This window comes from Nocardioides sp. TF02-7 (assembly GCF_022437945.1).
Lineage (GTDB): Bacteria > Actinomycetota > Actinomycetes > Propionibacteriales > Nocardioidaceae > Nocardioides.
Genome location: NZ_CP092535.1, coordinates 3,555,957 through 3,579,919 on the forward strand (window position 1 = coordinate 3,555,957; position 23,963 = coordinate 3,579,919).

A 23,963-nucleotide genomic window follows, 5' to 3' on the forward strand; every position below is an offset into this window, starting at 1 on the left:
GCCCGGCATGGCAGGCCAGCCCCGACCGCACCCCCGCGCTGGTGAGCAGGTCTTCGACCTGCACCTGGCCGGCAAGATGGAGACCCGGCCGACCGCGCCACTGACCGGCCCGGACGACCTCTCGCTCGCCTACACCCCAGGCGTCGCCGAGGTGTGCGAGGCGATCGCCGCCGACCCGACGCTGAGCCGCCACTACACCTGGGTGCCCAACACCGTCGCGATCGTCACCGACGGGACGGCGGTGCTCGGGCTGGGCGACATCGGGCCCGCCGCGGCGATGCCGGTGATGGAGGGCAAGGCCGTGCTGTTCAAGCAGTTCGGCGGTGTCGACGGCGTGCCGATCTGCCTCGCGACCACCGACGTCGACGAGATCGTCGAGACCGTGGTGCGGCTCGCCCCGAGCTTCGGCGGCATCAACCTCGAGGACATCTCCGCGCCCCGCTGCTTCGAGATCGAGGACCGGCTCAAGGAACGCCTCGACATCCCGGTCTTCCACGACGACCAGCACGGCACCGCCGTGGTGACGCTGGCGGCGCTGGTCAACGCGCTCCGGCTCACAGGCCGGTCCGCCGAGTCGACGCGGGTGGTCGTCTCCGGCGCCGGCGCGGCCGGCGTCGCCATCGCCAAGATCCTGCTCGAGGCGGGCGTGAAGGACCTCGTGGTCACCGACCGCAAGGGTGTCGTCAGCTCCACGCGCCACGACCTGACCCCCCGCCAAGAAGGCCCTCGCCGAGCTCACGGCCGACCGCACCGGCCGCACCGGCAGCCTCGCCGACGCGTTCGCCGGCGCGGACGTCTACGTCGGTGTCTCCGGCGGCACCGTCGCGGAGGAGGTCGTCGCGACGATGGCCGACGACGCGGTGATCTTCGCGATGGCCAACCCCCACCCCGAGGTGCACCCCGACGTCGCCCACCGGCACGCCCGTGTGGTGGCCACCGGCCGCTCCGACTTCCCCAACCAGATCAACAACGTGCTGGCCTTCCCCGGCATCTTCCGCGGTGCCTTCGACGTCCACGCCACCGCGATCACCGAGCGGATGAAGGTGGCGGCCGCCGAGGCCCTCGCCGGCCTGGTCGGCGAGGACCTGCGGGAGGACCTGGTGATCCCCTCTCCGTTCGACCCGCGCGTCGGCCCGGCCGTCGCCGCGGCGGTCGCCACGGCCGCCCGTCAGGACGGCGTGGCCCGCGCATGACCGAGGAGCCGGGCGGCGACCCGACGGCCGACCGGCTCGCTGCGGCGGTCTCCCGCGCGGCGCGGCGCCGGGCCGGAGTCGCCGCCGGGTACGTCGACCGCCAGGGCCGGATCCTCGTCCACGGCGCCGGTCACACCCGGCTGCCGGACGGGCCCGCACCCGACCAGCGCACGCTCTTCGAGATCGGGTCGGTGACCAAGACGTTCACGGCGACGCTGCTGGCCTGCGCGGTGGTCGCCGGCGAGGTGGACCTGGACACGCCGGTGGCCGAGCTGGTGCCCGAGGTCGCCCCGCTGGAGCGGGACGGCGTGCCCGTCACCCTGAAGCACCTGGCGACCCACACCTCCGGCCTGACCCGGATCTTCGTGCCGGTGGTGCGCGGCTCCGTGGAGATGCTGCGCGGCCGCGACCCCTACGCCGGCGTCGACGAGGCGGCGCTCGTGGCGGGCGTGCGCGGCTCGCGGCTGAAGCGCACCCCCGGCACCGGCCGCAGCCGCTACTCCAACACAGGGATGGGCCTGCTCGGCCTCGCGCTCGCGCGCCTCGCGGGGACGTCGTACGGCGAGCTGGTGCGGACCCGGATCGCCGGACCGCTGGGCATGGCCGACACCGCGACCGACGAGCAGCTGACCGCCGACCAGCGAGCGCGCCTGGCGACCGGCCACCACCGGCGCCGGTCGCCGGCCGCGCCGTGGCCGCTCGTCGGGCTCCCCGGCGCGGGTGCGCTCCGGTCCACGGTGCACGACCAGCTGCTGTGGCTGCGCGCCCAGGCCGACCCGCCCACCGGCGACCTCGGCGACGCGATCCGGCTCACCCAGCAGGAGCACCACCGCGACACCGGCCTGGGCTGGATGCTCCACGGCGGCCTGCAGTGGCACAACGGCGGCACCGGTGGGTTCCGGTCGTACGTCGCGATCGTCCCCGAGACCGGCGACGCCGTCGCGGTGCTGGCCAACCACGCCCGCGGCCTCGACCTGGTCGGGATGCGCCTGCTCGCCGGGCTCTCCCGCGCGTCGCGGCCGGCTCGCTAGGTTGGCTCCCATGTTCGCCGTCTACGCCGAGTCCTTCAGCACCGACGACCCGCTGTCCGGCCTGGTGGTCGGGGAGCGGCCCGATCCGGTGGCCCCGGACGGGTGGACCACCGTCACCGTCAAGGCGGCCTCGCTCAACCACCACGACCTGTGGTCGCTGCGCGGGGTGGGCTTGAAGGAGGACGCGCTGCCGATGATCCTCGGTTGCGACGCGGCCGGCCTCGACGAGGACGGCAACGAGGTCGTCGTCCACGCGGTCGTCTCCGATCCCGGCTGGCGGGGCGACGAGACCCTCGACCCCCGCCGCTCGCTGCTCTCCGAGCGCCACCAGGGCACCTTCGCCGACCGGGTCGTCGTGCCCCGCGGCAACGTGGTGCCCAAGCCGGCCTCGCTGTCGTTCGAGGAGGCCGCCTGCCTGCCGACCGCGTGGCTGACCGCCTACCGGATGCTGTTCACGCAGGGCGGGCTGAAGGCGGGCGACACCATCCTGGTGCAGGGTGCCGGCGGGGGCGTGGCGACCGCGCTGATCGCCCTCGGCCGCGCCGCCGGGCTGCGGGTGCTCGCGACGAGCCGCGACGAGGGCAAGCGCGCCAAGGCACTGGAGCTCGGGGCGCACGAGGTCTACGAGTCCGGCGCCCGGCTCCCGGTCAAGGTCGACGCCGTGATGGAGACGGTCGGCCGTGCCACCTGGTCGCACTCGGTGCGGTCGCTGCGCCCCGGCGGGCGGATCGTCATCAGCGGCACGACGTCCGGTCCGCGGCTCGACGACGCCGAGCTCACCCGGATCTTCTTCCTCCAGCTGAGCGTCATCGGCTCCACGATGGGCACCCGCGACGAGCTGGCCTCGTTGGTGACCATGCTGGACGCGACCGGGCTGCGGCCGGTGATCGACCGCGTGGTGCCGATGACCGAGGCCCGCGAGGGCTTCGCGGCGATGGCGGCCGGCGAGGTGTTCGGCAAGGTCGTGCTCACCCGCTGACGAGGTCGGCAGACCCCGCGAAAAATCGGTCGCGCGAGGTCGTCCGGTCGGGAAGCATCGGGGGCCGTCCGACGTTGCGTCCGGCGGCCGCGATGAGTTCGGCCTCCGCGCACTGTCGTATCCGGCAGCGCCCGTTCGTGGTGTTCACGAAGAGCGGCACCGCCGTCAGGGCGACGCCCGACCGACCCGACCCGAGGACTCGAGATGACTGCGCCCACGACCGGGGAGAGCACCCCGGACCGAGCGACCGAGACGATCGCGGAGCTGGAGGACGAGCTCGCCCCGGGCTCCCGCCGCACGCCGCTGGTGATCACCCTGCTGGTCGCCGCGACCTTCGTCGTGATCCTCAACGAGACGATCCTCGTCAACGCGCTGCCGCGGATGATGGTCGACTTCGGGGTCACCGAGCGCACCGCCCAGTGGCTGTCCACGGTGTTCATGCTCACGATGGCCGCGGTCATCCCGGTGACCGGCTGGTTCCTGCAGCGGGTCAGCACCCGGGCGGCGTACGCCACCGCGATGTCGACGTTCATCGTCGGGACGTCCTTGGCCGTCGTCGCGCCGGCGTTCGAGGTGCTGATCGTGGCCCGGGCGATCCAGGCCGCGGGCACCGCGGTGATGATGCCGTTGCTGATGACGACGCTGATGACCGTCGTCCCGGCCCACGACCGCGGCCGGGTGATGGGCAACGTGACGCTCGCGATGTCGTGCGCCCCCGCCCTGGGGCCCGCCGTCTCCGGCGTGATCCTGCACCTCGGGTCGTGGCGGCTGATCTTCGCGGTCGTGCTGCCGATCGCCGTGCTCGTGACCGTCGGCGGGCTGCGCCTGCTCCAGAACGTCGGCGAGCCGCGACGGAGCGCCGTCAGCTGGCTCAGCGTCGTGCTCGCCGGCTCCGGGTTCGGCACGCTGGTCTACGGGCTCAGCAAGATCGGCACCGACAGCGGCTCGACGCCGTTCCTCATCGGCGTCGGTGCGGCCCTGGTCGTCGCCTTCGTGGGCTACCAGCTGCGGCTGCAGCGCTCCGACTCGCCGCTGCTCGACCTGCGCACGCTGCGGCACCGCTCCTACGCGATCTCGCTGGTGCTGCTGTCGGCGGGCTTCATGGCGTTCCTCGGCTCGATGATCCTGCTGCCGCTCTACCTCCAGAACCTGCGGGGGCTGTCCGAGCTCGAGGCGGGCCTGATGGTGATGCCCGGCGGCCTCGCGATGGGCGTGCTCGGCCCCCAGGTCGGCAAGCTCTACGACCGGTTCGGGTCCCGGCCCCTGGTCATCCCGGGCGCGTTCGCGATGGTCGCGCTGCTCGGCCTGCTCAGCCGGGTGGGCACCGACACGCCGTACCCGATGCTGCTCGCGCTGCACGTGGCGCTGATGGCCTCGCTCGCGACCGTGTTCACCCCGGCGTTCACGATCGGCCTCGGCGACCTGCCACCCCAGCTGTACTCCCACGGCAGCTCCCTGCTCGGGACGCTGCAGCAGGTGGCCGGCGCGATCGGCACCGCGCTGCTGATCGTGATCCTGGACAACCGGTCCGACGCGCTGGCCCGCGGCGGCGCGGCGCCCGACGAGGCGTTCGTGGGCGGTCTGCAGTGGGCCTTCGCCGCCGGCGCGATGATCGGCGTGGTGGTCGTGGTCTGCGCGTTCCTGCTGCCGTCGAAGGTCGACGCCCCGGAGGGAGCGCCGGCCGGGCACTAGGATCCGGCCTGGTCCACCGACTTCCAGTTCACGACGCCCACCATCAGCATCCGGAGCTGGGTGCGCACGGTGTCGACGACGCGCTGCTGGTCGGCGGGGCCGCCGGCCAGCAGCGCCTCGATGGTCGCGACCATCGCGTTGACGATCAGGTTGGACACCACGCGCAGGTCGGTGTCGGACCAGGTCTCCGTGCCGGGCAGGTGACCGAGGTCGACGGCGAGCTCGCGTTCGAAGAGCCCGATCTCGCGCGCGATCTCGACCCGCACCGAGGCAGGGCCGGCGAAGCGTTCGCGGGCGATGAAGGAGAACTGCCGGCGCTCGGCGCGGACGTGCTCGACGAGCACGGCCACCGAGGCGTCGATGATGTCGCGGTACTCCGGCCGCCCCCGGCGGACGTCGCGCAGCATCGCCCGCAGCGACGCCATCGACTCCTCCACGAGCGCGAGCCCGAGCTCCTCGATCGACCCGAAGTGCCGGTAGAACGCCGTCGGCACGATGCCGACCTGCTTGGCCACCTGGCGCAGCGACAGCGAGGCGAGCGGCTGCTCCTCGCAGAGGTCGAGCGTCGCGTCGAGGATCGCGCGGCGGGTGCGGCTCTTGCGCTCCGCGCGGGTCTCGGTCGTCGGCGGCATACCCAGCATCCTACGAGAGTGCACACGTGTTCACTGTCACGCGGCGATCTGCTTGACCGGTGGCGGGGGGAGCCGCGAGAGTTTTGGTGTACGGATGTTCACCGAATTGCGGGAGTACCGATGGGCACCATCCTCGCGGACGTCGCCGGCGGCGTCCTCCGGTCCCGCGTCGTCGCCGCGCTCGCCAGCCCGCACGGCGTCGACCGCTACCTCGAGCACGTCAACCCGATGTGGGCGGCGCACGAGGTGCGGGCGCGCGTCGTCGACGTCCGGCGGGAGACCGCCGGGGTCGGCACCGCCCCGGTCGCCACCCTGACCCTCCAGCCCACCACGACCTGGCGCGGCCACCGCGCCGGCCAGCACGTCCTCGTCGGGGTCGACCTCCCCGGCTCCGCCCGTCGCCTGACGCGCGCGTTCTCGATCTCGTCGGCGGCGTCGGGGGCGGGGGGAGCGGATCACCCTGACCGTCCGGGCGCACCAGGAGGGGCAGGTCTCACGGCACCTCGTCCACGAGGCGCGGCCCGGCGACGTCCTGCACCTCAGCCAGGCGCAGGGCGACTTCACGCTGACCGAGAGCCCCGCCACGCCGACCAACAACCACCTGCTCTTCATCACCGGCGGGTCCGGCATCACGCCGGCGATGTCGATGCTGCGCACGCTGCTGCGCGACGGCTACGACGGCCACGCCGGCCGCAGGGTCACCTTCCTCCACTACGCCCGCGGCCCGGAGGACCAGATCTTCGCCGACGAGCTGCGCGCGATCGCCGAGGCCGACAACGGCGTCGACGTCCACCTGCGGCACGGCGACCGCACCTTCAGCGAGTTCGAGCTGCGGCGGCTGGTGCCGTCGTACCGCGACACCGACACCTGGCTGTGCGGGCCGGCCGGCCTGGTCGAGCTCGTCACGGAGGCGTACGGCGACTCGCCGCGGCTGCGGATGGAGTTCTTCAAGCCGTCGGTCGCGCGGGCCGCCTCCGGCGACGCGGACGTGACCGGCGAGGTCGCGTTCGAGCGGTCCGGCGTCACCGCGGCCAACACCGGCACCAGCCTCCTGGAGCAGGCGGAGGCGCTCGGCCTGCGGCCGGAGCACGGCTGCCGGATGGGCATCTGCTTCTCCTGCACCAGCACCAAGCGGAGCGGCACCGTCCGCAACGTCCTCACCGGCGAGGAGTCCGCCCTGCCCGACGAGGAGATCCGCATCTGCGTCAGCACCCCCGTCGGCGACTGCCACGTCGACCTGTGACTTCAGTACCTGCCCTCATGTGCCGGCTGCGAGCGAAGCGAGGCAGCCGCCGAGCACCAGCCGACCCGGCGCACGGTGCGCTCCGCGAGCGAAGCGAGGCAGGCGCCCGAGCACCAGCCGACCCGGCGCACGGTGCGCTCCGCGAGCGAAGCGAGCCGCCCCCGCAGCTTGCGCCGGGTCGGCGTACAGCCGCCGAGCACCAGGGCTGATGCGAACACCACCCGCCCGAGAGCGAGAGGAATCCCGATGACCACGAACGACACCTACCACGGCCTCACCCCCGAGCAGCTCGAGGCGTTCGGCGCCGAGCTCGACGCGATCCGGCAGCGGATCATCAACGACCTCGGCGACGCCGACGCCGAGTACCTGCGCAAGGTGGTGAAGGCGCAGCGGACCTTCGAGGTGGTGGGCCGGGCGCTGTTCTACCTGCCGCCGGCCTGGCCGCTCGCGGTGACGGCGCTGAGCATCTCCAAGATCCTCGACAACATGGAGATCGGGCACAACGTGATGCACGGCCAGTACGACTGGCTGGGCGACCCGGCGTACAACTCGCGGATGTTCGAGTGGGACAACGTCTGCCCGAGCGAGCAGTGGAAGTACTCCCACAACTACATCCACCACACGTTCACCAACGTCCTCGGCAAGGACCGCGACATCGGCTACGGCATCCTCCGGATGGACGAGGACCAGCCGTGGCACCCGTACTACCTGGGCAACCCGGTCTACGCGTTCCTGCTGATGATCTTCTTCGAGTGGGGGCGTGGCGATGCACGACCTCGAGGTCGAGAACATCGTGGCGGGGAAGCGGAAGATCTCGGAGAACAAGAAGCTCCACGCCGGGATCATGCGCAAGGTGAAGCGGCAGGCGCTCAAGGACTACCTGCTGTTCCCGGCGCTGACCGGCCCGCTGTTCCCGTTGACCTTCGTCGGCAACGCGACCGCCAACCTGGTGCGCAACATCTGGGCGTTCAACATCATCTTCTGCGGTCACTTCCCGGCGGGCGTCGAGTCGTTCGCCGAGGACGAGATCCTCGACGAGGACGGCGTCGAGTCGCGGGGCAAGTGGTACCTGCGCCAGCTGCTCGGCTCGGCCAACATCACCGGCGGCCCGCTCTTCCACGTGATGAGCGGCAACCTGTCGCACCAGATCGAGCACCACCTGTTCCCGGACCTGCCGGCCCGGCGCTACCCCGAGGTCGCCGCGGAGATCCGCGAGATCTGCGAGCGCTACGGCCTGCAGTACAACACCGGGCCGCTGCGCAAGCAGCTGTTCAGCGTGGCGAAGAAGATCTGCCGGCTGGCCCTGCCGGACCGGCCGAAGCAGGGGCGTGGCCCGGCCGGCGATGTGACGCAGACGCCGTTGGCGGCCTGACCGGGAGCCGTCACACTGGTGCCATGACCGGACGCGACCACATCAGCCGGGCCGAGATCGGCAAGGACGCGGTCCAGGCGACCGCCGAGGCCGCGGCGACCACGGTGGGGGAGGTCGTCACCATCCTCGCCGGCGCGGTGAAGGAGGTCGCCGGTGCGGTCGGCGGCTTCGCCACCGAGGTGTTCGAGATCCGTGACGCCTCGCGCCGCGCCCCTCGCCGAGCACGCCGACGAGCCCGCTGTCGAGTAGGTACTTCCTCCACGTCGAGCAGGCACTTCTCGGCGGTGAGAAAGTCCCTACTCGACCATGGGGGCAGTCACTCGAACCGGAGCCGGAAGTCGGCCATCCGGAACGAGCCGAGCCGGCGGGCCGGGCGCAGGAAGGCCAGCGGGCCGTCGGCGGCGAAGCTCCACCGGGCGCGGCAGGGGAGCGCCTTCGCCGTGCCGCTCATCACGGCCCGGCCGCGGCCGTCGTGCTCCGCGAGGGGCGGCTGGTCGACCAGTCCCTTGAACGGCGCGCGCGGCGCGGCCCTCGAGACGTCGGTGAACGCCGCCTCGGCGACCACCCGCCGGTCGACGGACGCGGACCAGTGCGTCGAGGTGAGCGGTCCCTTGAAGGTGCTCTCGAGCTCGAAGTCGCAGAGGTCCTTGGGGATCGCCCACAGCGCACGGCCCCCGGCCATCGAGGCCGGCGAGTCGACCCAGATGTCGGTGATCGTCACCGCCCGCTCGCCGTCGGGGAGCGCGCGTCGGCCGGGCGACGAGGAGCTCGCCGTAGCGGAGCGGGCTCGGGTCGACGTAGCTGACGAAGGCGACGCCGTAGACCCCGGCGGGGTGCCGGTCGTCGGCGCCGTGGCGGAGCCGGAACAGCGACAGCCAGAGGCTGCCGTGCATCCGCCAGGGCGGCGGTGGGTAGTCGGTCACCGGTCTCCTCTGGTCCGTTCGGTGCCCGCGAGGCCGCGGACGACGAGGTCCAGTGTGCTGGTGACGACCTGGTCGCGGCCCGCGGCGTCCAGGTGGCGGTAGGGGCCGTCGAGGAGCAGCAGGCTCAACCCGTGCACCGCGGCCCACGGGCCGGCCTCGGCACCCGGGCGCAGCTCGGCAGGCAGCCACCCGACCTCCACCAGCTCGTCGAGCACCGAGGCGAGGAAGGCGTACGGCGGCGACGCGGCGAGCCGCGACTGGAGCGGCTGGTCGTCGGTGTCGGGCACGGGGCAGAACGCCATCCGGAACAGGCCCGGCTGGTCGAGCGCGAACTGGACGTAGCCGCGCCCGGCGGCCTGCAGCCGCTCGAGGGCGGCCGCCACGGGATCGACCGGACCGGCGGCCGGCGCGGGCAGCAGCGCGAGCGTCGTCGCGGCCATCCGCTGCATCGCCTCGTCCTTGGCCGCGGCGAGGAGGTCGGCCTGGTTCTCGAAGTGGCGGTAGGTGGCGGTCGGGGTGACACCGACGGCACGGGCGGCCGCCCGGATCGTGACGGCCTCCGGGCCGCCCCTGCTCGGCGAGCTCCGCGGCCGCGCGCACCAGCGCGTTGCGGAGGTCGCCGTGGTGGTAGGGCCGGGACGGCTGCTCACGGGTCACGGAATGAATGTTGACACGCGCCCACATGTGTGCCAAGTTGACAGGCGTAAAGTTAACGCCGTGCACATAGGAGAGTCTCATGTTGCGTCTTCTCGGCACCCTCGTGACCACCCGCGCCCGCGCCGTCCTCGCCCTCGCTGTCGTGCTGATCGGCGTCGCCGGCTGGCTCGCGGTCGGGGCCTTCGGAAAGCTGCAGTCGGAAGGGTTCGACGACCCCTCGTCGGAGAGCACCCGCGCCGCCGAACGCCTCGAGGAGGTCGCGGGCGGCGACGCCGACTACCTCTTCGTCGTCACCGCCGAGGAGGGCACGGTGGACGACGGGGCGGCGGCGGAGGCGGGTCGCGAGCTGACCCGGCGGCTGCAGGCCGAGCCCGGCCTCACCGACGTGGTGTCCTACTTCGACGCCGGCAACCCGGCGCTGCGGTCCGCCGACGGCGAGCACGCGCTGGTGACGGCCGGCGCCGCGGCGACCGGCGCGCCCGAGCCCGGCGGCGTCATCGACGACTACACGGTCGACCCCGGCAGCAGCGGCGGCGTGACGGTGCGCGTCGGCGGTGGCGAGGTCGTCGGCGAGGAGATCGGCGGCCAGATCGGCTCCGACCTCGGGCTCGCCGAGGCGATCGCGATGCCGCTGATCCTCGCGCTGCTCGTCCTCGCGTTCGGCAACGGGGTGGCCGCACTGGTCACCCTGGCCGTCGGCACCTTCTCGATCGTCGGCACGTTCGCGGAGCTGTCGGTCCTCGGCTCCCTCACCGACGTCTCGATCTACGCCGTCAACCTCACGACCGGACTGGGGCTGGGGCTCGCGGTCGACTACGGGCTGCTCATGGTGGCCCGGGTGCGCGAGGAGCGCGCGGCCGGACGCGAGCACCGGGCGGCCGTCGTACGCGCTGTCGAGACGGCCGGCCGGACGATCCTGTTCAGCGCGACCACGGTCGCCGTCGCGCTCGCGGCGATGCTCGTCTTCCCGCTCTACTTCCTCCGCTCGTTCGCCTACGCGGGGATCGGCGTCATGGTGATCACGGCGCTCAGCGCCGTCGTGCTGCTCCCCGCCGCGCTCACCCTGCTCGGCGACCGCGTCGACGCGTGGAAGGTGCCCGGTGTGCGCGGGATCCGCGGTGGTGCCGCACCGTTCTGGGGCCGCCTCGCGGCTGCGGTGGTACGGCGGCCGGTGCTGACCGCCGTGCCGGTGCTCGGCGTGCTCGCCCTGATGGCGCTCCCGCTGCTCGGCGTCTCGTTCGGCACCCCGGACGACCGCGTGCTGCCCACCAGCGCCGGCAGCCGCCAGGTCGGCGACGTCCTGCGGGCGGAGTTCACCGGCGACCGCACCAGCCCGATCACCGTCGTCACCAGCGGCCCGGTGTCCCCGGAGGAGCTCGCCGCGTACGCCGAGCGGGTCGCGGCGCTGCCCGACGTCGTGCGGGTCGAGCAGCGGCCGGGGAGGACGGCGCGGTGCTCCAGGTGGTGACCGACCTCGACCGCCGCTCCGCCGCGGCGCGCGACCTGGTGGCGGAGGTCCGCGACCTGCCCGACCCGGCCGGTGTCGACGCCCTCGTCGGTGGCCGCACCGCCGAGCTGGTCGACAGCATGGCTGCGATCACGGGGAGCCTGCCGCTCGCCGCCGGGTGGCTGGTGGCGACGACCGTCGTGATCCTCTTCCTCTTCACGGGGAGCGTCGTGCAGCCGCTGCGGGCGCTGGTGCTCAACGGGGTCGGCCTGGCCGCCACCCTCGGCGCGATGGTCTGGGTGTTCCAGGACGGGCACCTGTCCGGCGTGCTCGGGTTCACGCCGATGCCGCTCGACACCAGCATGATGGTGCTGCTGTTCTGCGTCGCGTTCGGCCTGTCGATGGACTACGAGGTGTTCGTGATGGGACGGATCACCGAGATGCGCGAGCAGGGCTGGTCGTCGGAGGAGGCAGTGGTCCGGGGCCTGGCGCACACCGGCCGCATCGTCTCGACCGCGGCGGCGTTGATCGCGATCAGCTTCTTCGCGTTCCTGGTGAGCCGGGTCAGCTTCATCCAGTTCTTCGGCCTGGGCACCGGGCTGGCGATCCTGGTCGACGCCACCCTGATCCGCGGGGTGCTGCTGCCGGCCGGCATCCGGCTGCTCGGCGAGGCCGCCTGGTGGGCGCCGCGGCCGCTGCGGGCGGTGGCCGACCGGTTCCGGCTGCGTGAGGGCACCGAGGAGGAGCTGCCGGTGCCGCCGGTCACGGTCGGGTAGGCGCGCTCAGTCCTCGGGGTCGTCCAGCCGCGCCAGCCAGGTGGCGAACCGCTCGACGGCGGTCTCGAACTCCGGGTGGACGTCGGTGAACTCCTGGAGCCGCTCCGCGAGCCACGCCAGGGTGACCTCCTCGTCACCCCGGCGTTGCTCGAGCTCCTCGATCCCGCGGTCGGTGAAGTACATCGGCGGCAGTCCTAGGCGAACGCCTGCGCGACGAGCGCCTTCTGCTCCTCGAGGTGGCGCTTGGCGACGCCCACCGACGGCGAGGACGAGGCCGGCCGCGAGACCAGCTCGACGGACTGCCCGAGCCGCGGGGAAGACGTCGAGGCCGTAGTGCGGCCACGGGCCCATGTTGGCCGGCTCGTCCTGCACCCAGCGCACCCGGTCGAGATCGGGGTACTTCGCGATCTCGGCGGAGATCAGCTCGTCCGGCGACGGGTAGAGCTGCTCGACCCGGGCGATCGCGAACCGGTCGCCGTCGTCGCGCTTGCCGCGCTCGACCATCAGGTCCCAGGTGATCCGCCCGGAGCAGAGCAAGAGGGTGCGCACCGCGGCGGGGTCGGCGTTCGCGTCGCCGACGAGCGGCTGGAAGGTGCCCGAGGTGAAGTCGCCCGGCTGCGACGCGGCCTCCTTGCGCTTCAGCATCGACTTCGGGGTGAAGACGATGAGCGGCTTGTGCTCGTCGCCGAGGGCGTGTCGCCGCAGGAGGTGGAAGTGCGACGCGGGGGTCGACGGCTGCGCCACGACCATCGCGTCGTCGGCGCACAGCTGCATGAACCGCTCGATCCGCGCCGAGGAGTGGTCCGGGCCCTGGCCCTCGTAGCCGTGGGGAGCAGCAGCACCACGCCGGAGTCCTGGCCCCACTTGGTCTTGCCGGCGCTGATGTACTCGTCGATCACGATCTGGGCGCCGTTGACGAAGTCGCCGAACTGGGCCTCCCACAGGACCAGCGCCTCGGGACGGGCCACGGAGTAGCCGTACTCGAACCCGAGCGCGGCGTACTCCGAGAGCAGCGAGTCGTAGACGTGGAACTTCGCCTGGTCCTCGCTGAGGTTGGCCAGCGGCGTCCACTCGCTCGCGTTGATCCGGTCGATGATCGTCGCGAACCGCTGGACGAACGTCCCGCGGCGGGAGTCCTGGCCGGCGAGCCGGACGGGGCGGCCCTCCATCAGCAGCGAGCCGAAGGCGAGGATCTCGCCGGTGCCCCAGTCGATCGGGCCCTCGGTGATGGCGGTCGCCCGGCGCTGCAGCTGCGGCATCACCTTGGGGTGGACGGTGAAGCCGTCCGGCGGCGTGACGTAGGCGTCGGCGATCGTCTTCAGCACCTCCGGCGCCACCGAGGTCTGGGTGTCGCCGGTCGGCTTCTCGGGGGTAGTCGGGGACGGTGGTCCACTCGTCGGGCTGGCTGGTCGCCTCGCGCACCTCGGTGAACACCCGCTCCAGCTGCTGCTGGTAGTCGCGGATGACCTGCTCGGCCTCCTCGATGGTGATGTCGCCGCGGCCGATGAGGGACTCGGTGTAGAGCTTGCGCACCGAGCGCTTCTGCTCGATCAGGTCGTACATCAGCGGCTGGGTGTACGACGGGTCGTCACCCTCGTTGTGACCGCGGCGGCGGTAGCAGACCAGGTCGATGACGACGTCGCTGTGGAACGCCTGGCGGTACTCGAACGCCAGCCGGGCGACCCGGATGCACGCCTCGGGGTCGTCGCCGTTGACGTGGAAGATCGGCGCCTGCACCATCCGGGCGACGTCGGTGGCGTAGAGCGAGGACCGGGACGCGCCGGGGGAGGTGGTGAACCCGACCTGGTTGTTGACGACGAGGTGGATGGTGCCGCCGGTGCGGTAGCCGCGCAGCTGGGAGAGGTTGAGGGTCTCGGCCACCACGCCCTGGCCGGCGAACGCCGCGTCGCCGTGGACGAGCAGCGGCATCACCGGGAACGCGGTGCCGCGGTCGAGCACGTCCTGCTTCGCGCGGGCGATGCCCTCGAGCACCGGGTCGACCGCCTCGAGGTGCGAGGGGGTTGGCGGCGACCGACACCTTCACGGTGGCGCCGGACCCGGCCACGAACTCGCCCTCGGCGCCGAGGTGGTACTTCACGTCGCCGGACCCCTGGACGGTGCGGGGGTCGATGTTGCCCTCGAACTCGCGGAAGATCTGGGAGTACTTCTTGCCGACGATGTTGGCGAGCACGTTGAGCCGGCCGCGGTGGGCCATGCCGATCGTGACCTCGTCGAGCTCGGCCTCCGCGGCCGCCTCGCAGATCTCGTCGATCACCGGGATCGTCGTCTCGCCGCCCTCGAGGCTGAACCGCTTCTGGCCGACGAACTTGGTCTGGAGGAAGGTCTCGAACGCCTCCGCCTGGTTGAGCTTCTGCAGGATCCGCAGCTGCTCCTCGCGGGGCAGCTTGGTGTGCGGCTGCTCGACCCGCTCCTGGATCCACCGGCGCTGCTCGGGGTCCATGATGTGCATGTACTCGATGCCGGTGGTGCGGCAGTAGGAGTCGCGCAGGATGCCGAGGATCTGCCGCAGCTTCATGAACCGCCGGCCCGAGCCGCCGAACTCGCCGGTGGGGAACTCGCGGTCGAGGTCCCACAGGGTGAGGCCGTGCGACTCCACCCGCAGGTCGGGGTGGCTGCGCTGGCGGTACTCCAGCGGGTCGGTGTCGGCCATCAGGTGGCCGCGCACGCGGTAGGCGTGGATCAGCTCGAGGATCCGCGCCTGCTTGTCGATCTCGTCGTCGTGCGAGGTGGCGACGTCGGTGTTCCAGCGGATCGGCTCGTAGGGGATCCGCAGCGAGCGGAAGATCTCGTCGTAGAAGTCGTCGCCGCCCAGGAGCAGCTGGTGGATCCGCTTGAGGAACTCGCCCGACTGCGCGCCCTGGATGACGCGGTGGTCGTAGGTCGACGTCAGCGTCATCACCTTGCTGATGCCGTTGCGGGCGATCGCCTCCTCCGAGGCGCCCTGCCACTCGGCGGGGTACTCCATCGCGCCGACGCCGATGATGGCGCCCTGCCCCTTCATCAGTCGCGGCACGGAGTGCACGGTGCCGATGCCGCCGGGGTTGGTGAGGCTGATCGTGGTGCCCTGGAAGTCCTCGATCGTCAGCTTGTTGTCGCGGGCCTTGCGCACGACCTCCTCGTAGGCGGTCCAGAACGCGGCGAAGTCCATCGACTCCGCGGCCTTGATCGACGGCACCAGCAGCTGGCGGGTGCCGTCGGGCTTCTGCAGGTCGATCGCCAGGCCGAGGTTGACGTGTGCGGGCTGGATCAGGTTCGGCTTGCCGTCGACGACGTCGTAGCCGACGTTCATCTCGGGCATCGACTTGAGCGCCTGGACGAGCGCGTAGCCGATCAGGTGGGTGAACGACACCTTGCCGCCGCGGGCGCGGGCGAGGTGGCTGTTGATGACGATCCGGTTGTCCCACAGCAGCTTGACCGGCACCGAGCGGACCGACGTCGCGGTCGGGACGGTCAGCGAGGCGTCCATGTTCTGGGCCGTGCGCGCCGGCGCGCCACGGAGCACGGTGTACGTCGGCTCGTCCTTCGCCGCCGTCGGCGTCGGGCGGGGCGCGTCCTTGGGCGTCGGCTTCGGCGCCGAGCCGTCCTTGGCCGGCGGGTTGGGGGGTGGTCTTCGAGGCCGGGCTCACCTGCGGCGCCGGCGTCGCCCGGGGGCGGGCCTGGCGGGCTGGCCGGGCTGGCCGGCGGACTGGCTGGGCTGGTCGGACTTGGCGGCCGGCTTGCTGGTCCCGGCCGCGGGCTCCGACGTACGGGCGGGCGCCGGCTTCGTGGGGGAGGAGGACGAGGAGGTCGCGGACGTCGAGGAGGTCGCGGTGGAGGATGTCGCCTGCCCGTTGCCCGTCGCGGCGCCGCCCTTGCCGCCGAAGTAGGCCGCCCACGCGGGGTCGACGCTGTCGGGGTCGGCGTCGAACCGCTCCTTCATCTCCTCGACGAGCCACTCGTTGGCTCCGAAGTCGGGAGTGCTGGACTGCTGGCCTGTCGACTGCGACACGACGTGCTTCGCCTCTTCCGTGAGCTGATGGACCTGTCCGACCTGGGCGGGCGCCGGGGTCAAGGCTAGTCCCACCGGAAAGAATTCGGGGTGCAGGCCCGGGTGCTCTTCGACACCCCGTCACAGGAACCGGTACCCGCGTGCCGAAGCGGCACCCGGCAGGCGGGTGTGCGACCCTCGATGACCGTGGCCGCGGAGGCGGTCGACGGACCGGGAGGAGGGCGCGACGTGCGCAGATGGCGACGACCCGCCGGCGCGGCGCTGGCCGTGCTGGTGCCGCTGGGGCTGGTGCTCTCCGGCTGCAGCGGCGACGACCAGCCGGCGGGCGAGAGCGCCCCCAGCCAGGAGGCCACCGCCATTGAGACGCTGGCCACGACGGTGCGTGTGGGCGAGGTGACCGGCCGGCTCGGCAAGGACCGCGCGCGGCGTACGGCCGAGGCCGTCGCGGACGTCGTCGACGGCTGGCTCGACGGCGCCTACGTCGCCGGCGACTACCCCCGCGACGACTTCGCCGACGCCTTCCCCGGCTTCACCAAGGGCGCGGCCCGGCTGGCCGGGAAGCAGCGCGGCCTGATGAGCAACGCCGCGGTCGGCGACCGGGTCGAGAGCGTCACCCCGACGCGGCGGGTGGTGCGGGTCGACCTGCTGGCTCCGAAGGGCGAGCCGGCCGGGGCCACCGCCCACGTCGACCTGGTCTTCGAGGTGGCGGGTGAGGTGGAGCGCACCGAGCAGGTGCGCGGCCGGCTGCTGCTCACGCCGAAGGGCGACGGCTGGCGGGTGTTCGGGTTCGACGTCGAGCGCGGAGAGGTGAGGGGTCGATGAGCGAGCGGAAGCAGGACCGGGCGCGCTGGACCCGCGGGTGGCGCCGGGTGGTGCGCACCTCCGTCCTCGGTGCGCTCCTGGCCGCCGTGGCGGTGGCGATCCCCGACGGCGACGTCGCCCCGACCCACCTGTCGCTGGTGAAGTTCGAGCACGCGCAGGGCGTGGACAGCGACCCCGAGGTGGTCTGGGTGCTCGCCGTCGGCTCCGACGCCCGCCCCGGGCAGGACCCGCTGCGGCAGCGCGGCGACACGCTGCAGCTGATCGGCATGGACACCCGCACCGGCGCGGCCACCGCGATCGGCATCCCCCGCGACTCCTGGGTGCCGATCCCCGGACACGGCTCCAACCGGGTCAACGCGGCGCTCTTCTTCGGCGGTCCCCAGCTGATGGGGGAGGCGGTCGCCGGGCTCATCGGGATCGAGCCCGACTACGTCTTCGTCGCGAGCTTCCGCGGCGTCGAGGAGGTCAACAAGGACATCGGGCCGATCACCGTGCGCAACCCGCGGCCCTTCTCCGACGAGTACCTCAAGCCCCGCGGCTACGAGTCCGGAAAGATCAAGCTCCGCGGCTACGACGCCGTGTCGTTCTCGCGGATCCGCAAGTCGCTGCCCGGCGGCGACTTCGACCGTTCCGCCAACCAGCAGCGGGTGCTGCGAGGCTTCCACGCCCGCGCCCTCGAGCTGGCCGACCGCCCCGGCGGCATCGAGCGCGGCGTGCTGAGCGTGATGCAGCACCTCCACACCGACCTCGGCCCGGCCGAGCTGTTCCGGCTCGCCCAGGCGGTCGCGCAGGTCGACCCGCGGAAGATCACCACCTGCGTCCTCCCCGGCGGCATCGGCAACGTCGGCGGCGCCAGCGTGGTGCTCCCCGACACCGCCACCGCCCAGAGGTACGGCGACGACGCGCGCAAGGACGCCACGATCAAGCGCTGCTGAGCGCCCGGATTGGTTCTAGCAGGACTGGTCGGGGTGGCGGCGGGGCCGGTCCCAGGCGTCACGGGTGGCGCAGGTTCATCAAGGGATGCAGGTGAACCTGCGCCTCCCCTGGTGGGCACGCCGTGGGGAGCGCGGGTTCGTCGACATCCCTTGATGAACCTGCGCCTGCTGAGCCCAGACCCGCCCGGCGGGCCCGTGCGCACACGCGCAGTGGCCGAACCACACCCCTCGGCGTTCGGGTGACTCCCTCGGTGCTGTGACCGGTCCCAGCACCGAGGGAGTCACCGCAACTCCGAGGTAGCGGGCTCCCCGAGTGCTCTGCCCGCAGTGGCGCCCGATCCCACCAAGCAAAGAGCCCGAACCCACGGGGGGCTCGGGCTGTCACCGACGTCCTGAGACATCAGAGGGCGCCTTCGGCAGGATTCGAACCTGCGACACCTGGTACCGGAAACCAGTGCTCTATCCCCTGAGCTACGAAGGCCTGCGCCGTCGCCGACGCTCGGTGAACCATACCGGGCCCTATCCGCGCGAGAGAAACCGGAGGGCGCCGATAGGCTTGACCGGTGACTCCCGCCCAGCTCTCCGCCACGATCGTCGACGCCCTCTCGACGCTCGTCGACCAGGGTGCGCTCACCCTGCCCGACGGCGTCCCGGCCGAGGTGACGGTGGAGCGACCCCGGCAGAAGGGGCACGGCGACTACGCCACCAACGTGGCGCTGCAGCTGGCGAAGAAGGCCGGCACCAACCCCCGGGCGCTCGGGGAGCTGCTCGCGGAGCGGCTGCGGGAGGCCGACGGCGTCGGCGACGTCGAGGTCGCCGGGCCGGGCTTCCTCAACGTCACCGTCGAGGCCGGCGCCCAGGGCCGGGTGGCGGCGGAGGTCGTGGCCGCGGGCACGGCGTACGGCCACACCGACACGCTCGCCGGGCAGCGGATCAACGTCGAGTTCATCTCGGCCAACCCGACCGGCCCGCTCCACCTCGGCCACACCCGGTGGGCGGTGCTCGGCGACGCGATCGGGCGGGTGCTCAGCGCCGCGGGCGCGGACGTGACCCGCGAGTTCTACATCAACGACCGCGGCGTGCAGATGACGCGGTTCGCGGAGTCGATCGTCGCCGCGGCGCTCGGCGAGCCGACACCGGAGGACGGGTACGCCGGCGGCTACGTCGAGGACCTGGCCCGGGCGGTCGGCGAGGCGCAGCCCGGCATCTTCGACCTGCCGGCCGAGGAGCGGGTCGCCGCGGTCCGCGAGGTCGGCTACCGGCTGCAGCTGAAGGACCAGCAGGACCAGCTGGAGTCCTTCCACACCCACTTCGACGTCTGGTTCTCCGAGCGGTCGCTCCACGACGGTGGCCGCGTGCCGCAGACGCTGCAGCGGCTGAAGGACCTCGGCCACGTCTACGAGCAGGACGGCGCGCTGTGGATGCGCACGACCGACTTCGGCGACGACAAGGACCGGGTGCTCATCAAGTCCGACGGCGAGCTGACCTACTTCGCGTCCGACACGGCCTACTACCTCGACAAGCGCGGCCGCGGGTTCGACCACTGCATCTACCTGCTCGGCGCCGACCACCACGGGTACGTCGGCCGGTTGCGGGCGATGGCGGCGTGCGTGGGCGACGACCCCGACCGGACGCTCGACGTGATGATCGGCCAGCTGGTCAAGATCATGCGCGACGGCCAGGAGCTCAAGCTCTCCAAGCGGGCGGGCACGATCGTGACGCTGCAGGAGCTGGCGGAGGAGATCGGCGTCGACGCCCTGCGCTACTCGCTGGCGCGCTACCCGGCCGACAGCCCGTTGGTGCTCGACGTCGCCGAGATCACCAAGGCGTCCAACGACAACCCCGTCTACTACGTGCAGTACGCCCACGCCCGCACCTGCCGGATGGTCGAGAACGCCACCGACCTCGGCATGGCGCTGCCGGGTGACGACTTCGACCCGTCGCTGCTCGTCCACGAGCGCGACGGCCAGCTGCTCCGGGCGCTCGCGGAGTTCCCGCGGGTCGTCGCGAGCGCGGCGGAGCTGCGGGAGCCGCACCGGATCGCGCGGTACCTCGAGGACACTGCGTCGGTCTTCAACAAGTGGTACGACACCAAGGAGTGCCGGATGCTGCCGCAGGGTGACGAGCCGGTGACGGCGACCAACCTGGCCCGGCTGGTCCTCGTGGTGGCCACCCGGACGGTCTTCGCCAACGGCCTCGGCCTGCTCGGCGTCACGGCGCCCGAGCGGATGTGAGCGGCGCCCGATGACGCACGAGGCAGGGTGGGCGCACGCCCCGGGAGAGCTGCGCGGGCCGGCGTGGCTGCGCGAGCCGCGCGACCCCAACGCGCTGGTGCCGCAGCTGTGGTCGAGCACGGCCCACAAGACCGAGGCCGGCGACCTGGTGGTCGGCGGGATCCCCGTCGCCGACCTGGTGGCCGACCACAACACGCCGGCCTTCGTGCTCGACGAGGACGACTTCCGGGCGCGGGCCCGGGCGTTCCGCGACGCGTTCGCCGACTTCGACGTCTTCTACGCCGGCAAGGCGTTCCTCTGCACGGCGGTCGCCCGCTGGGTGCACGAGGAGGGGCTGTTCCTCGACGTGTGCTCCTCCGGGGAGCTCACGGTGGCGCTGCGAGCCGGCTTCGACCCGGCCCGGATCGGCTACCACGGCAACAACAAGACCGTCGCGGAGCTGCGGCGCGCGGTCTCCGTCGGCGTGGGCCGGATCATCGTCGACTCCTTCCAGGAGGTCGAGCGGCTGGTCATGGTCACCGCGGACACCGGCCTGACCGCGCGGGTGATGGTGCGGGTGACCGCCGGGGTCGAGGCCCACACCCACGAGTACATCGCGACCGCCCACGAGGACCAGAAGTTCGGCTTCTCGATCAGCACCGGCGACGCGCTCGAGGCGGTACGCCGGCTCACGGCCGCCCCGGGCGTCGAGCTGCTCGGGCTGCACTCCCATATCGGTAGCCAGATCTTCGACTCCTCCGGCTTCGAGGTGGCCGCCCGCCGGGTGCTCGCGCTGCACGCGCGGGTGTCGGAGGAGCTGGGCGTCACGATGCCGGAGATGGACCTCGGCGGCGGCTTCGGCATCGCCTACACGACCCAGGACGACCCGTCCGACCCGGCGCAGCTGGCGACCGAGATGGGCAAGATCGTCGACCACGAGTGCCGGGCGCTCGGCGTCGACCGCCCGCGGCTCTCGATCGAGCCGGGGCGGGCGATCGTCGGCCCGGCGATGTGCACGGTCTACACCGTCGGCACGGTCAAGCCGGTGACGCTCGACGCCGGTGCCGTGCGCACCTACGTGAGCGTCGACGGCGGGATGAGCGACAACATCCGCACCGCCCTCTACGACGCCGACTACTCCTGCACGCTGGCCGGCCGCCGCTCCGACGCGCCGCCGGCGCTGGCGCGGGGTGGTCGGGAGCCACTGCGAGGCCGGCGACATCGTCGTGCGCGACGAGTTCCTGCCGGGCGACGTACGCCCGGGGGACCTGCTCGCGGTGCCGGGCACCGGCGCCTACTGCCGGTCGATGGCCTCGAACTACAACCACCTGCTGCGGCCGCCGGTGATCGCCGTGCGCGACGGGAAGGCGACCGTGGTGGTGCGGCGGGAGACCGAGGACGACCTGCTCGCCACCGACGTCGGCTGACGCCGGCTGCTGCCGCCGAGGTCGCTGAGGTCAGCCGCCGCTGTGGCGGTGGACCGCCACCCGCGCCGGCCGGACCGACCTGCCGGCCTCGGTGAGCCACAGGCCCGCCTCGAGCACGGACGCGACCGTCCGGTCGGCGGCCGGGTCGTCGGTCGCGACCACCTCGGCCGCCTCCATCCGGGTCGCGTCGAACGGCTCACCCGGGGCGGGGGCGACGAGCGTGCCGCCCCGGCCGGTCACGAGCCGTTCGAGCCCGCGGGCGACCGCGGTGAACGCGTCGCGCTCGCGCCTCGACCGGGCGGTGGCGGCGCACGCCGTGGCGTCGCGGTGGAGCGCGAGCAGGTCGACGAGGAGCGGTACGTCGGCGCCGGCCCGGGCCCGGGCCGCCGCGGCCCGGGAGTCGTCGACGAGCCGGTCGATCGCCGCGCCCTGGCGGGCGACGATCCGGCCGACGTCGGTGACGGCGTCGTGGAGGTCCTGCAGGTTCGGGTCGGGCACCTCGCGAATGCTAGCTAGGTGGTCGGGCGCGATCGCGCCCCCGGCGCCGGCACGGCCGGGTACTCTCGCGCCGTGCCCGTCCACGGTATCGATCTCGGCACCACCTGCTCCGCCGTCGCCCGCTGTGACCGGGACGGCCGCCCCGAGGTGCTCGTGGGGCTGACCGGTGAGCCGACGGTCCCGTCCGTCGTCCTCTTCGCCACCGACCGCGAGCACGTCGTGGGCGAGGGGGCGCGGCGGCAGGCCCGGCTCGACCCCGACCACGTCTGCGCGCTGGTCAAGCGGCGGATGGGCGACTCGGAGTGGCGGTTCGTCGCCCACGGCCGCAGCTGGTCGGCGGCCGCCGTGTCCTCGTTGATCCTCCGGTCGCTGTGCGAGGACGCGGCGTTCGGGTCGGGGGAGCAGGTGACCTCGGCGGTGATCACCGTGCCGGCGTACTTCGGCGACGAGGAGCGGCGGGCCACCCGGCTGGCCGGCACGTACGCCGGGCTCGACGTGGTCGACGTCCTGTCGGAGCCGATCGCGGCCGCGCTCTCCTACGGGTTCGGCCGGCTCGACGGTGCGCCGGACCTCCGGAAGGGCCGCGACGACGGCGACTACGAGACGGTGCTGGTCTACGACCTCGGCGGCGGGACCTTCGACGCCACGGTCATCGAGCTGGCCGACCGGCGGATCTCCGTCCTCGCCGTCGACGGCGACCACCAGCTCGGCGGTGCCGACTGGGACGAGCGGATCTGCCTGCACCTCTCCCGCCGGTTCTGCGCGGAGAACCCCGACGCCGAGGACCCTCTCGACGACTCGGCCGGATCGCAGGAGCTGGTCATCGCCGCCGAGCGGGCCAAGCGGGAGCTGAGCGACCGCGACTCCACCGAGGTGGTGGTCGCCCACGACGGCCACCGCTCGACGATCACCCTCACCCGCGCCGAGCTCGAGGACATGACGTCGGCCCTGCTCCGCCGGACGATCGACCTGACGCGTTCCTGCCTCGAGGCCGCCGCCCAGCGCGGCGTCGCCCGCGTCGACCGCGTGCTGATGGTCGGCGGGTCGTCGCGGATGCCGATGGTCGAGCGGGCGTTGCGCACCGAGCTCGGCCTGGTGCCGGAGCTGCACGACCCCGACCTGGCCGTGGCCAAGGGGGCGGCGCTCTATGGTGCCAAGAAGGAGCTGGAGCGGATCGTGGGCTCCGACCTCGTGACGCGGGGCCGGCTGCGTCCCGACCAGCCGCTCGACGAGGCGCCTCCCGACGAGCTCGACGCCGCCTGCCGCCGCGCCGCCGACGCCCTCGCCCTGCCGCTCGCCCAGGTTCGCCGCCAGGTCGACATCCGGGTCGACACCGTCGTGTCCCGCGGGTTCGGCGTGCTGGCCCGCAACGCGATGACCGGCGAGCTGGAGCCGGTCTGGCTGGTGCACCGCAACGACCACCTGCCGATCGACGTCCAGCGGTCGTTCGGCACCGTGCGCCCCGACCAGGACGCGATCGAGCTCCAGGTCGTCGAGCAGCAGAGCCAGGTCGCCTCGAGCCGGATCCAGGACGTCAAGCTGCTCGTGGCCGGCGCCATCGACGGCATCCCGCCCGGCTACGACGCCGGCAGCGAGGTGCGGGTGAGCTTCACGATGGGCTTCGACGGCTTGCTCAAGGTGCTCGCCTACCATGTGCAGGCCGGGCTCCCGCTCACCCTCACCGCCCAGACCGGGGCGACGCTGTCGCAGGCGGAGGTCGCACGGGAGCGGGACCAGCTCCAGCGCACCCGGCGGCGGGAGGCGTGAGCGGCGCGGCGCCGTTCGACGGCAACGGCTACCGCAAGCGGGTGCTCGCCGCGGTCCTCGAGCGGGGCGGGCCGGACGCGTCCGACCCCCTTCGAGCTCTACGACCTGCCGGTCGAGGAGGCCGACCGCTGGAGCGACGCCGAGGTCGCCGCACGGATGGCGGAGGTCTGGGGCTTCTGGCAGCGCCAGCGCGACCACCCGAAGTACGGCACCCTCGTCGGTCTGCTCGTCGCGGCCCACGACGACAACTGCGCGCAGCTGCTCGACCGGAGTCGCCGGTCCACGCTGGCCGCCCGGGTGCGCGCGGCCCGGCAGGCCCGTGACGCCGCCCGGTTCGAGATGCTCGA

17 protein-coding genes, 1 tRNA gene and 5 pseudogenes are annotated in these 23,963 nt (G+C 72.7%); 14 read left to right on the top strand and 9 right to left on the bottom strand.

Going from position 1 to position 23,963, the window contains the following annotated elements; translation table 11 throughout:
* Positions 1 to 115: 115 nt before the first annotated feature.
* The 4 genes and pseudogenes from MF408_RS18340 to MF408_RS18355 form a co-directional block, all read left to right on the top strand.
* A pseudogene (locus tag MF408_RS18340) lies at positions 116 to 1,187 on the top strand (NADP-dependent malic enzyme); the annotation flags it as partial.
* A gap of 74 nt (positions 1,188 to 1,261) precedes the next feature.
* Positions 1,262 to 2,224 (top strand): annotated as a pseudogene (locus MF408_RS18345) (serine hydrolase domain-containing protein); the annotation flags it as partial.
* Positions 2,225 to 2,234: 10 nt separating this feature from the next.
* Positions 2,235 to 3,203: a zinc-binding dehydrogenase gene (locus MF408_RS18350; RefSeq protein WP_240248893.1), complete on the top strand. Its 969-nt coding sequence runs from the start codon at positions 2,235 to 2,237 to the stop codon at positions 3,201 to 3,203.
* Between the two features lie 204 nt (positions 3,204 to 3,407).
* Positions 3,408 to 4,895, top strand: coding sequence for an MDR family MFS transporter (locus MF408_RS18355; protein WP_240248894.1), 1,488 nt, complete (start codon positions 3,408 to 3,410; stop codon positions 4,893 to 4,895).
* On the opposite strand, the gene MF408_RS18360 is transcribed toward MF408_RS18355, so the two are convergent.
* Positions 4,892 to 5,527, bottom strand: a complete 636-nt coding sequence (locus tag MF408_RS18360; protein ID WP_240248895.1) for a TetR family transcriptional regulator — start codon at positions 5,525 to 5,527, stop codon at positions 4,892 to 4,894. The two genes, MF408_RS18355 and MF408_RS18360, sit on opposite strands and share 4 nt — an antisense overlap.
* 36 nt (positions 5,528 to 5,563) lie before the next feature.
* Positions 5,564 to 6,184, bottom strand: a complete 621-nt coding sequence (locus tag MF408_RS18365) for a hypothetical protein (protein WP_240248896.1) — start codon at positions 6,182 to 6,184, stop codon at positions 5,564 to 5,566.
* Here MF408_RS18365 and MF408_RS18370 point away from each other — a divergent pair.
* Entirely contained in the window at positions 6,168 to 6,770 is a 603-nt protein-coding gene (locus MF408_RS18370) for an iron-sulfur cluster-binding domain-containing protein (RefSeq protein ID WP_240248897.1), read from the top strand. The genes MF408_RS18365 and MF408_RS18370 overlap by 17 nt on opposite strands.
* Positions 6,771 to 6,772: 2 nt before the next feature.
* Here the strand turns inward: MF408_RS18370 and MF408_RS18375 are convergent, their stop codons facing one another.
* Positions 6,773 to 7,033: a hypothetical protein gene (locus MF408_RS18375; protein ID WP_240248898.1), complete on the bottom strand. Its 261-nt coding sequence runs from the start codon at positions 7,031 to 7,033 to the stop codon at positions 6,773 to 6,775.
* A 503-nt stretch (positions 7,034 to 7,536) separates the two neighbouring features.
* Between MF408_RS18375 and MF408_RS18380 the strand changes: the two genes are divergently transcribed.
* Positions 7,537 to 8,142 (top strand): fatty acid desaturase, encoded by a 606-nt coding sequence (locus tag MF408_RS18380; protein WP_240252027.1) that lies wholly within the window; start codon positions 7,537 to 7,539, stop codon positions 8,140 to 8,142.
* Between the two features lie 316 nt (positions 8,143 to 8,458).
* Here the strand turns inward: MF408_RS18380 and MF408_RS18385 are convergent.
* Both MF408_RS18385 and MF408_RS18390 read right to left on the bottom strand, forming a co-directional pair.
* Positions 8,459 to 8,869 (bottom strand): annotated as a pseudogene (locus tag MF408_RS18385) (hypothetical protein); the annotation flags it as partial.
* Positions 8,870 to 9,061: 192 nt separating this feature from the next.
* Entirely contained in the window at positions 9,062 to 9,715 is a 654-nt protein-coding gene (locus MF408_RS18390; RefSeq protein ID WP_240248900.1) for a TetR/AcrR family transcriptional regulator, read from the bottom strand.
* An 86-nt stretch (positions 9,716 to 9,801) separates the two neighbouring features.
* Between MF408_RS18390 and MF408_RS18395 the strand changes: the two genes are divergently transcribed.
* Entirely contained in the window at positions 9,802 to 11,190 is a 1,389-nt protein-coding gene (locus MF408_RS18395; protein ID WP_240248901.1) for an MMPL family transporter, read from the top strand.
* On the top strand, positions 11,175 to 11,945 hold the full coding sequence (locus MF408_RS18400) for an MMPL family transporter (protein WP_240248902.1): 771 nt from the start codon (positions 11,175 to 11,177) through the stop codon (positions 11,943 to 11,945). Before MF408_RS18395 ends, MF408_RS18400 begins: the two co-directional genes overlap by 16 nt.
* Before the next feature lie 6 nt (positions 11,946 to 11,951).
* Here MF408_RS18400 and MF408_RS18405 read toward each other — a convergent pair whose 3' ends face one another.
* Both MF408_RS18405 and MF408_RS18410 read right to left on the bottom strand, forming a co-directional pair.
* On the bottom strand, positions 11,952 to 12,128 hold the full coding sequence (locus tag MF408_RS18405) for a DUF6104 family protein (protein ID WP_240248903.1): 177 nt from the start codon (positions 12,126 to 12,128) through the stop codon (positions 11,952 to 11,954).
* An 11-nt stretch (positions 12,129 to 12,139) separates the two neighbouring features.
* Positions 12,140 to 15,885 (bottom strand): annotated as a pseudogene (locus tag MF408_RS18410) (multifunctional oxoglutarate decarboxylase/oxoglutarate dehydrogenase thiamine pyrophosphate-binding subunit/dihydrolipoyllysine-residue succinyltransferase subunit).
* A 249-nt stretch (positions 15,886 to 16,134) separates the two neighbouring features.
* Here MF408_RS18410 and MF408_RS18415 point away from each other — a divergent pair.
* Both MF408_RS18415 and MF408_RS18420 read left to right on the top strand, forming a co-directional pair.
* The gene (locus tag MF408_RS18415; RefSeq protein WP_240248904.1) at positions 16,135 to 16,776 is read left to right on the top strand and encodes a hypothetical protein; all 642 of its coding nucleotides are present in this window, start codon (positions 16,135 to 16,137) and stop codon (positions 16,774 to 16,776) included.
* A complete protein-coding gene (locus MF408_RS18420; RefSeq protein WP_240248905.1) occupies positions 16,773 to 17,711 on the top strand; it encodes an LCP family protein in 939 nt (312 codons plus the stop codon). Before MF408_RS18415 ends, MF408_RS18420 begins: the two co-directional genes overlap by 4 nt.
* A 408-nt stretch (positions 17,712 to 18,119) precedes the next feature.
* Here MF408_RS18420 and MF408_RS18425 read toward each other — a convergent pair.
* Positions 18,120 to 18,192: transfer RNA gene (locus MF408_RS18425), tRNA-Arg, on the bottom strand.
* A gap of 82 nt (positions 18,193 to 18,274) precedes the next feature.
* Between MF408_RS18425 and argS the strand changes: the two genes are divergently transcribed.
* Both argS and lysA read left to right on the top strand, forming a co-directional pair.
* Entirely contained in the window at positions 18,275 to 19,945 is a 1,671-nt protein-coding gene (gene argS / locus MF408_RS18430) for an arginine--tRNA ligase (protein WP_240248907.1), read from the top strand.
* Positions 19,946 to 19,955: 10 nt separating this feature from the next.
* Positions 19,956 to 21,351, top strand: a pseudogene (gene lysA, locus MF408_RS18435) (diaminopimelate decarboxylase).
* A gap of 30 nt (positions 21,352 to 21,381) precedes the next feature.
* Here the strand turns inward: lysA and grpE are convergent.
* Positions 21,382 to 21,849 (bottom strand): nucleotide exchange factor GrpE, encoded by a 468-nt coding sequence (gene grpE, locus MF408_RS18440; RefSeq protein WP_240248908.1) that lies wholly within the window; start codon positions 21,847 to 21,849, stop codon positions 21,382 to 21,384.
* 72 nt (positions 21,850 to 21,921) lie between these two features.
* Between grpE and MF408_RS18445 the strand changes: the two genes are divergently transcribed.
* On the top strand, positions 21,922 to 23,616 hold the full coding sequence (locus MF408_RS18445) for an Hsp70 family protein (protein WP_240248910.1): 1,695 nt from the start codon (positions 21,922 to 21,924) through the stop codon (positions 23,614 to 23,616).
* Positions 23,613 to 23,939, top strand: a complete 327-nt coding sequence (locus tag MF408_RS18450; RefSeq protein WP_240248911.1) for a hypothetical protein — start codon at positions 23,613 to 23,615, stop codon at positions 23,937 to 23,939. The genes MF408_RS18445 and MF408_RS18450 overlap by 4 nt, the downstream gene beginning before the upstream one ends.
* The last annotated feature ends 24 nt before the right edge of the window (positions 23,940 to 23,963 follow it).

Excerpts from the sequence above, each read along its gene's own strand:
- MF408_RS18350 (WP_240248893.1), top strand. The coding sequence starts at position 2,235 with ATGTTCGCCGTCTACGCCGAGTCCTTCAGCACCGACGACCCGCTGTCC.
- MF408_RS18355 (WP_240248894.1), top strand. The coding sequence starts at position 3,408 with ATGACTGCGCCCACGACCGGGGAGAGCACCCCGGACCGAGCGACCGAG.
- MF408_RS18360 (WP_240248895.1), bottom strand. The coding sequence starts at position 5,527 with ATGCCGCCGACGACCGAGACCCGCGCGGAGCGCAAGAGCCGCACCCGC.
- MF408_RS18370 (WP_240248897.1), top strand. The coding sequence starts at position 6,168 with ATGTCGATGCTGCGCACGCTGCTGCGCGACGGCTACGACGGCCACGCC.
- MF408_RS18380 (WP_240252027.1), top strand. The coding sequence starts at position 7,537 with ATGCACGACCTCGAGGTCGAGAACATCGTGGCGGGGAAGCGGAAGATC.
- MF408_RS18395 (WP_240248901.1), top strand. The coding sequence starts at position 9,802 with ATGTTGCGTCTTCTCGGCACCCTCGTGACCACCCGCGCCCGCGCCGTC.
- MF408_RS18405 (WP_240248903.1), bottom strand. The coding sequence starts at position 12,128 with ATGTACTTCACCGACCGCGGGATCGAGGAGCTCGAGCAACGCCGGGGT.
- MF408_RS18415 (WP_240248904.1), top strand. The coding sequence starts at position 16,135 with ATGACCGTGGCCGCGGAGGCGGTCGACGGACCGGGAGGAGGGCGCGAC.
- MF408_RS18420 (WP_240248905.1), top strand. The coding sequence starts at position 16,773 with ATGAGCGAGCGGAAGCAGGACCGGGCGCGCTGGACCCGCGGGTGGCGC.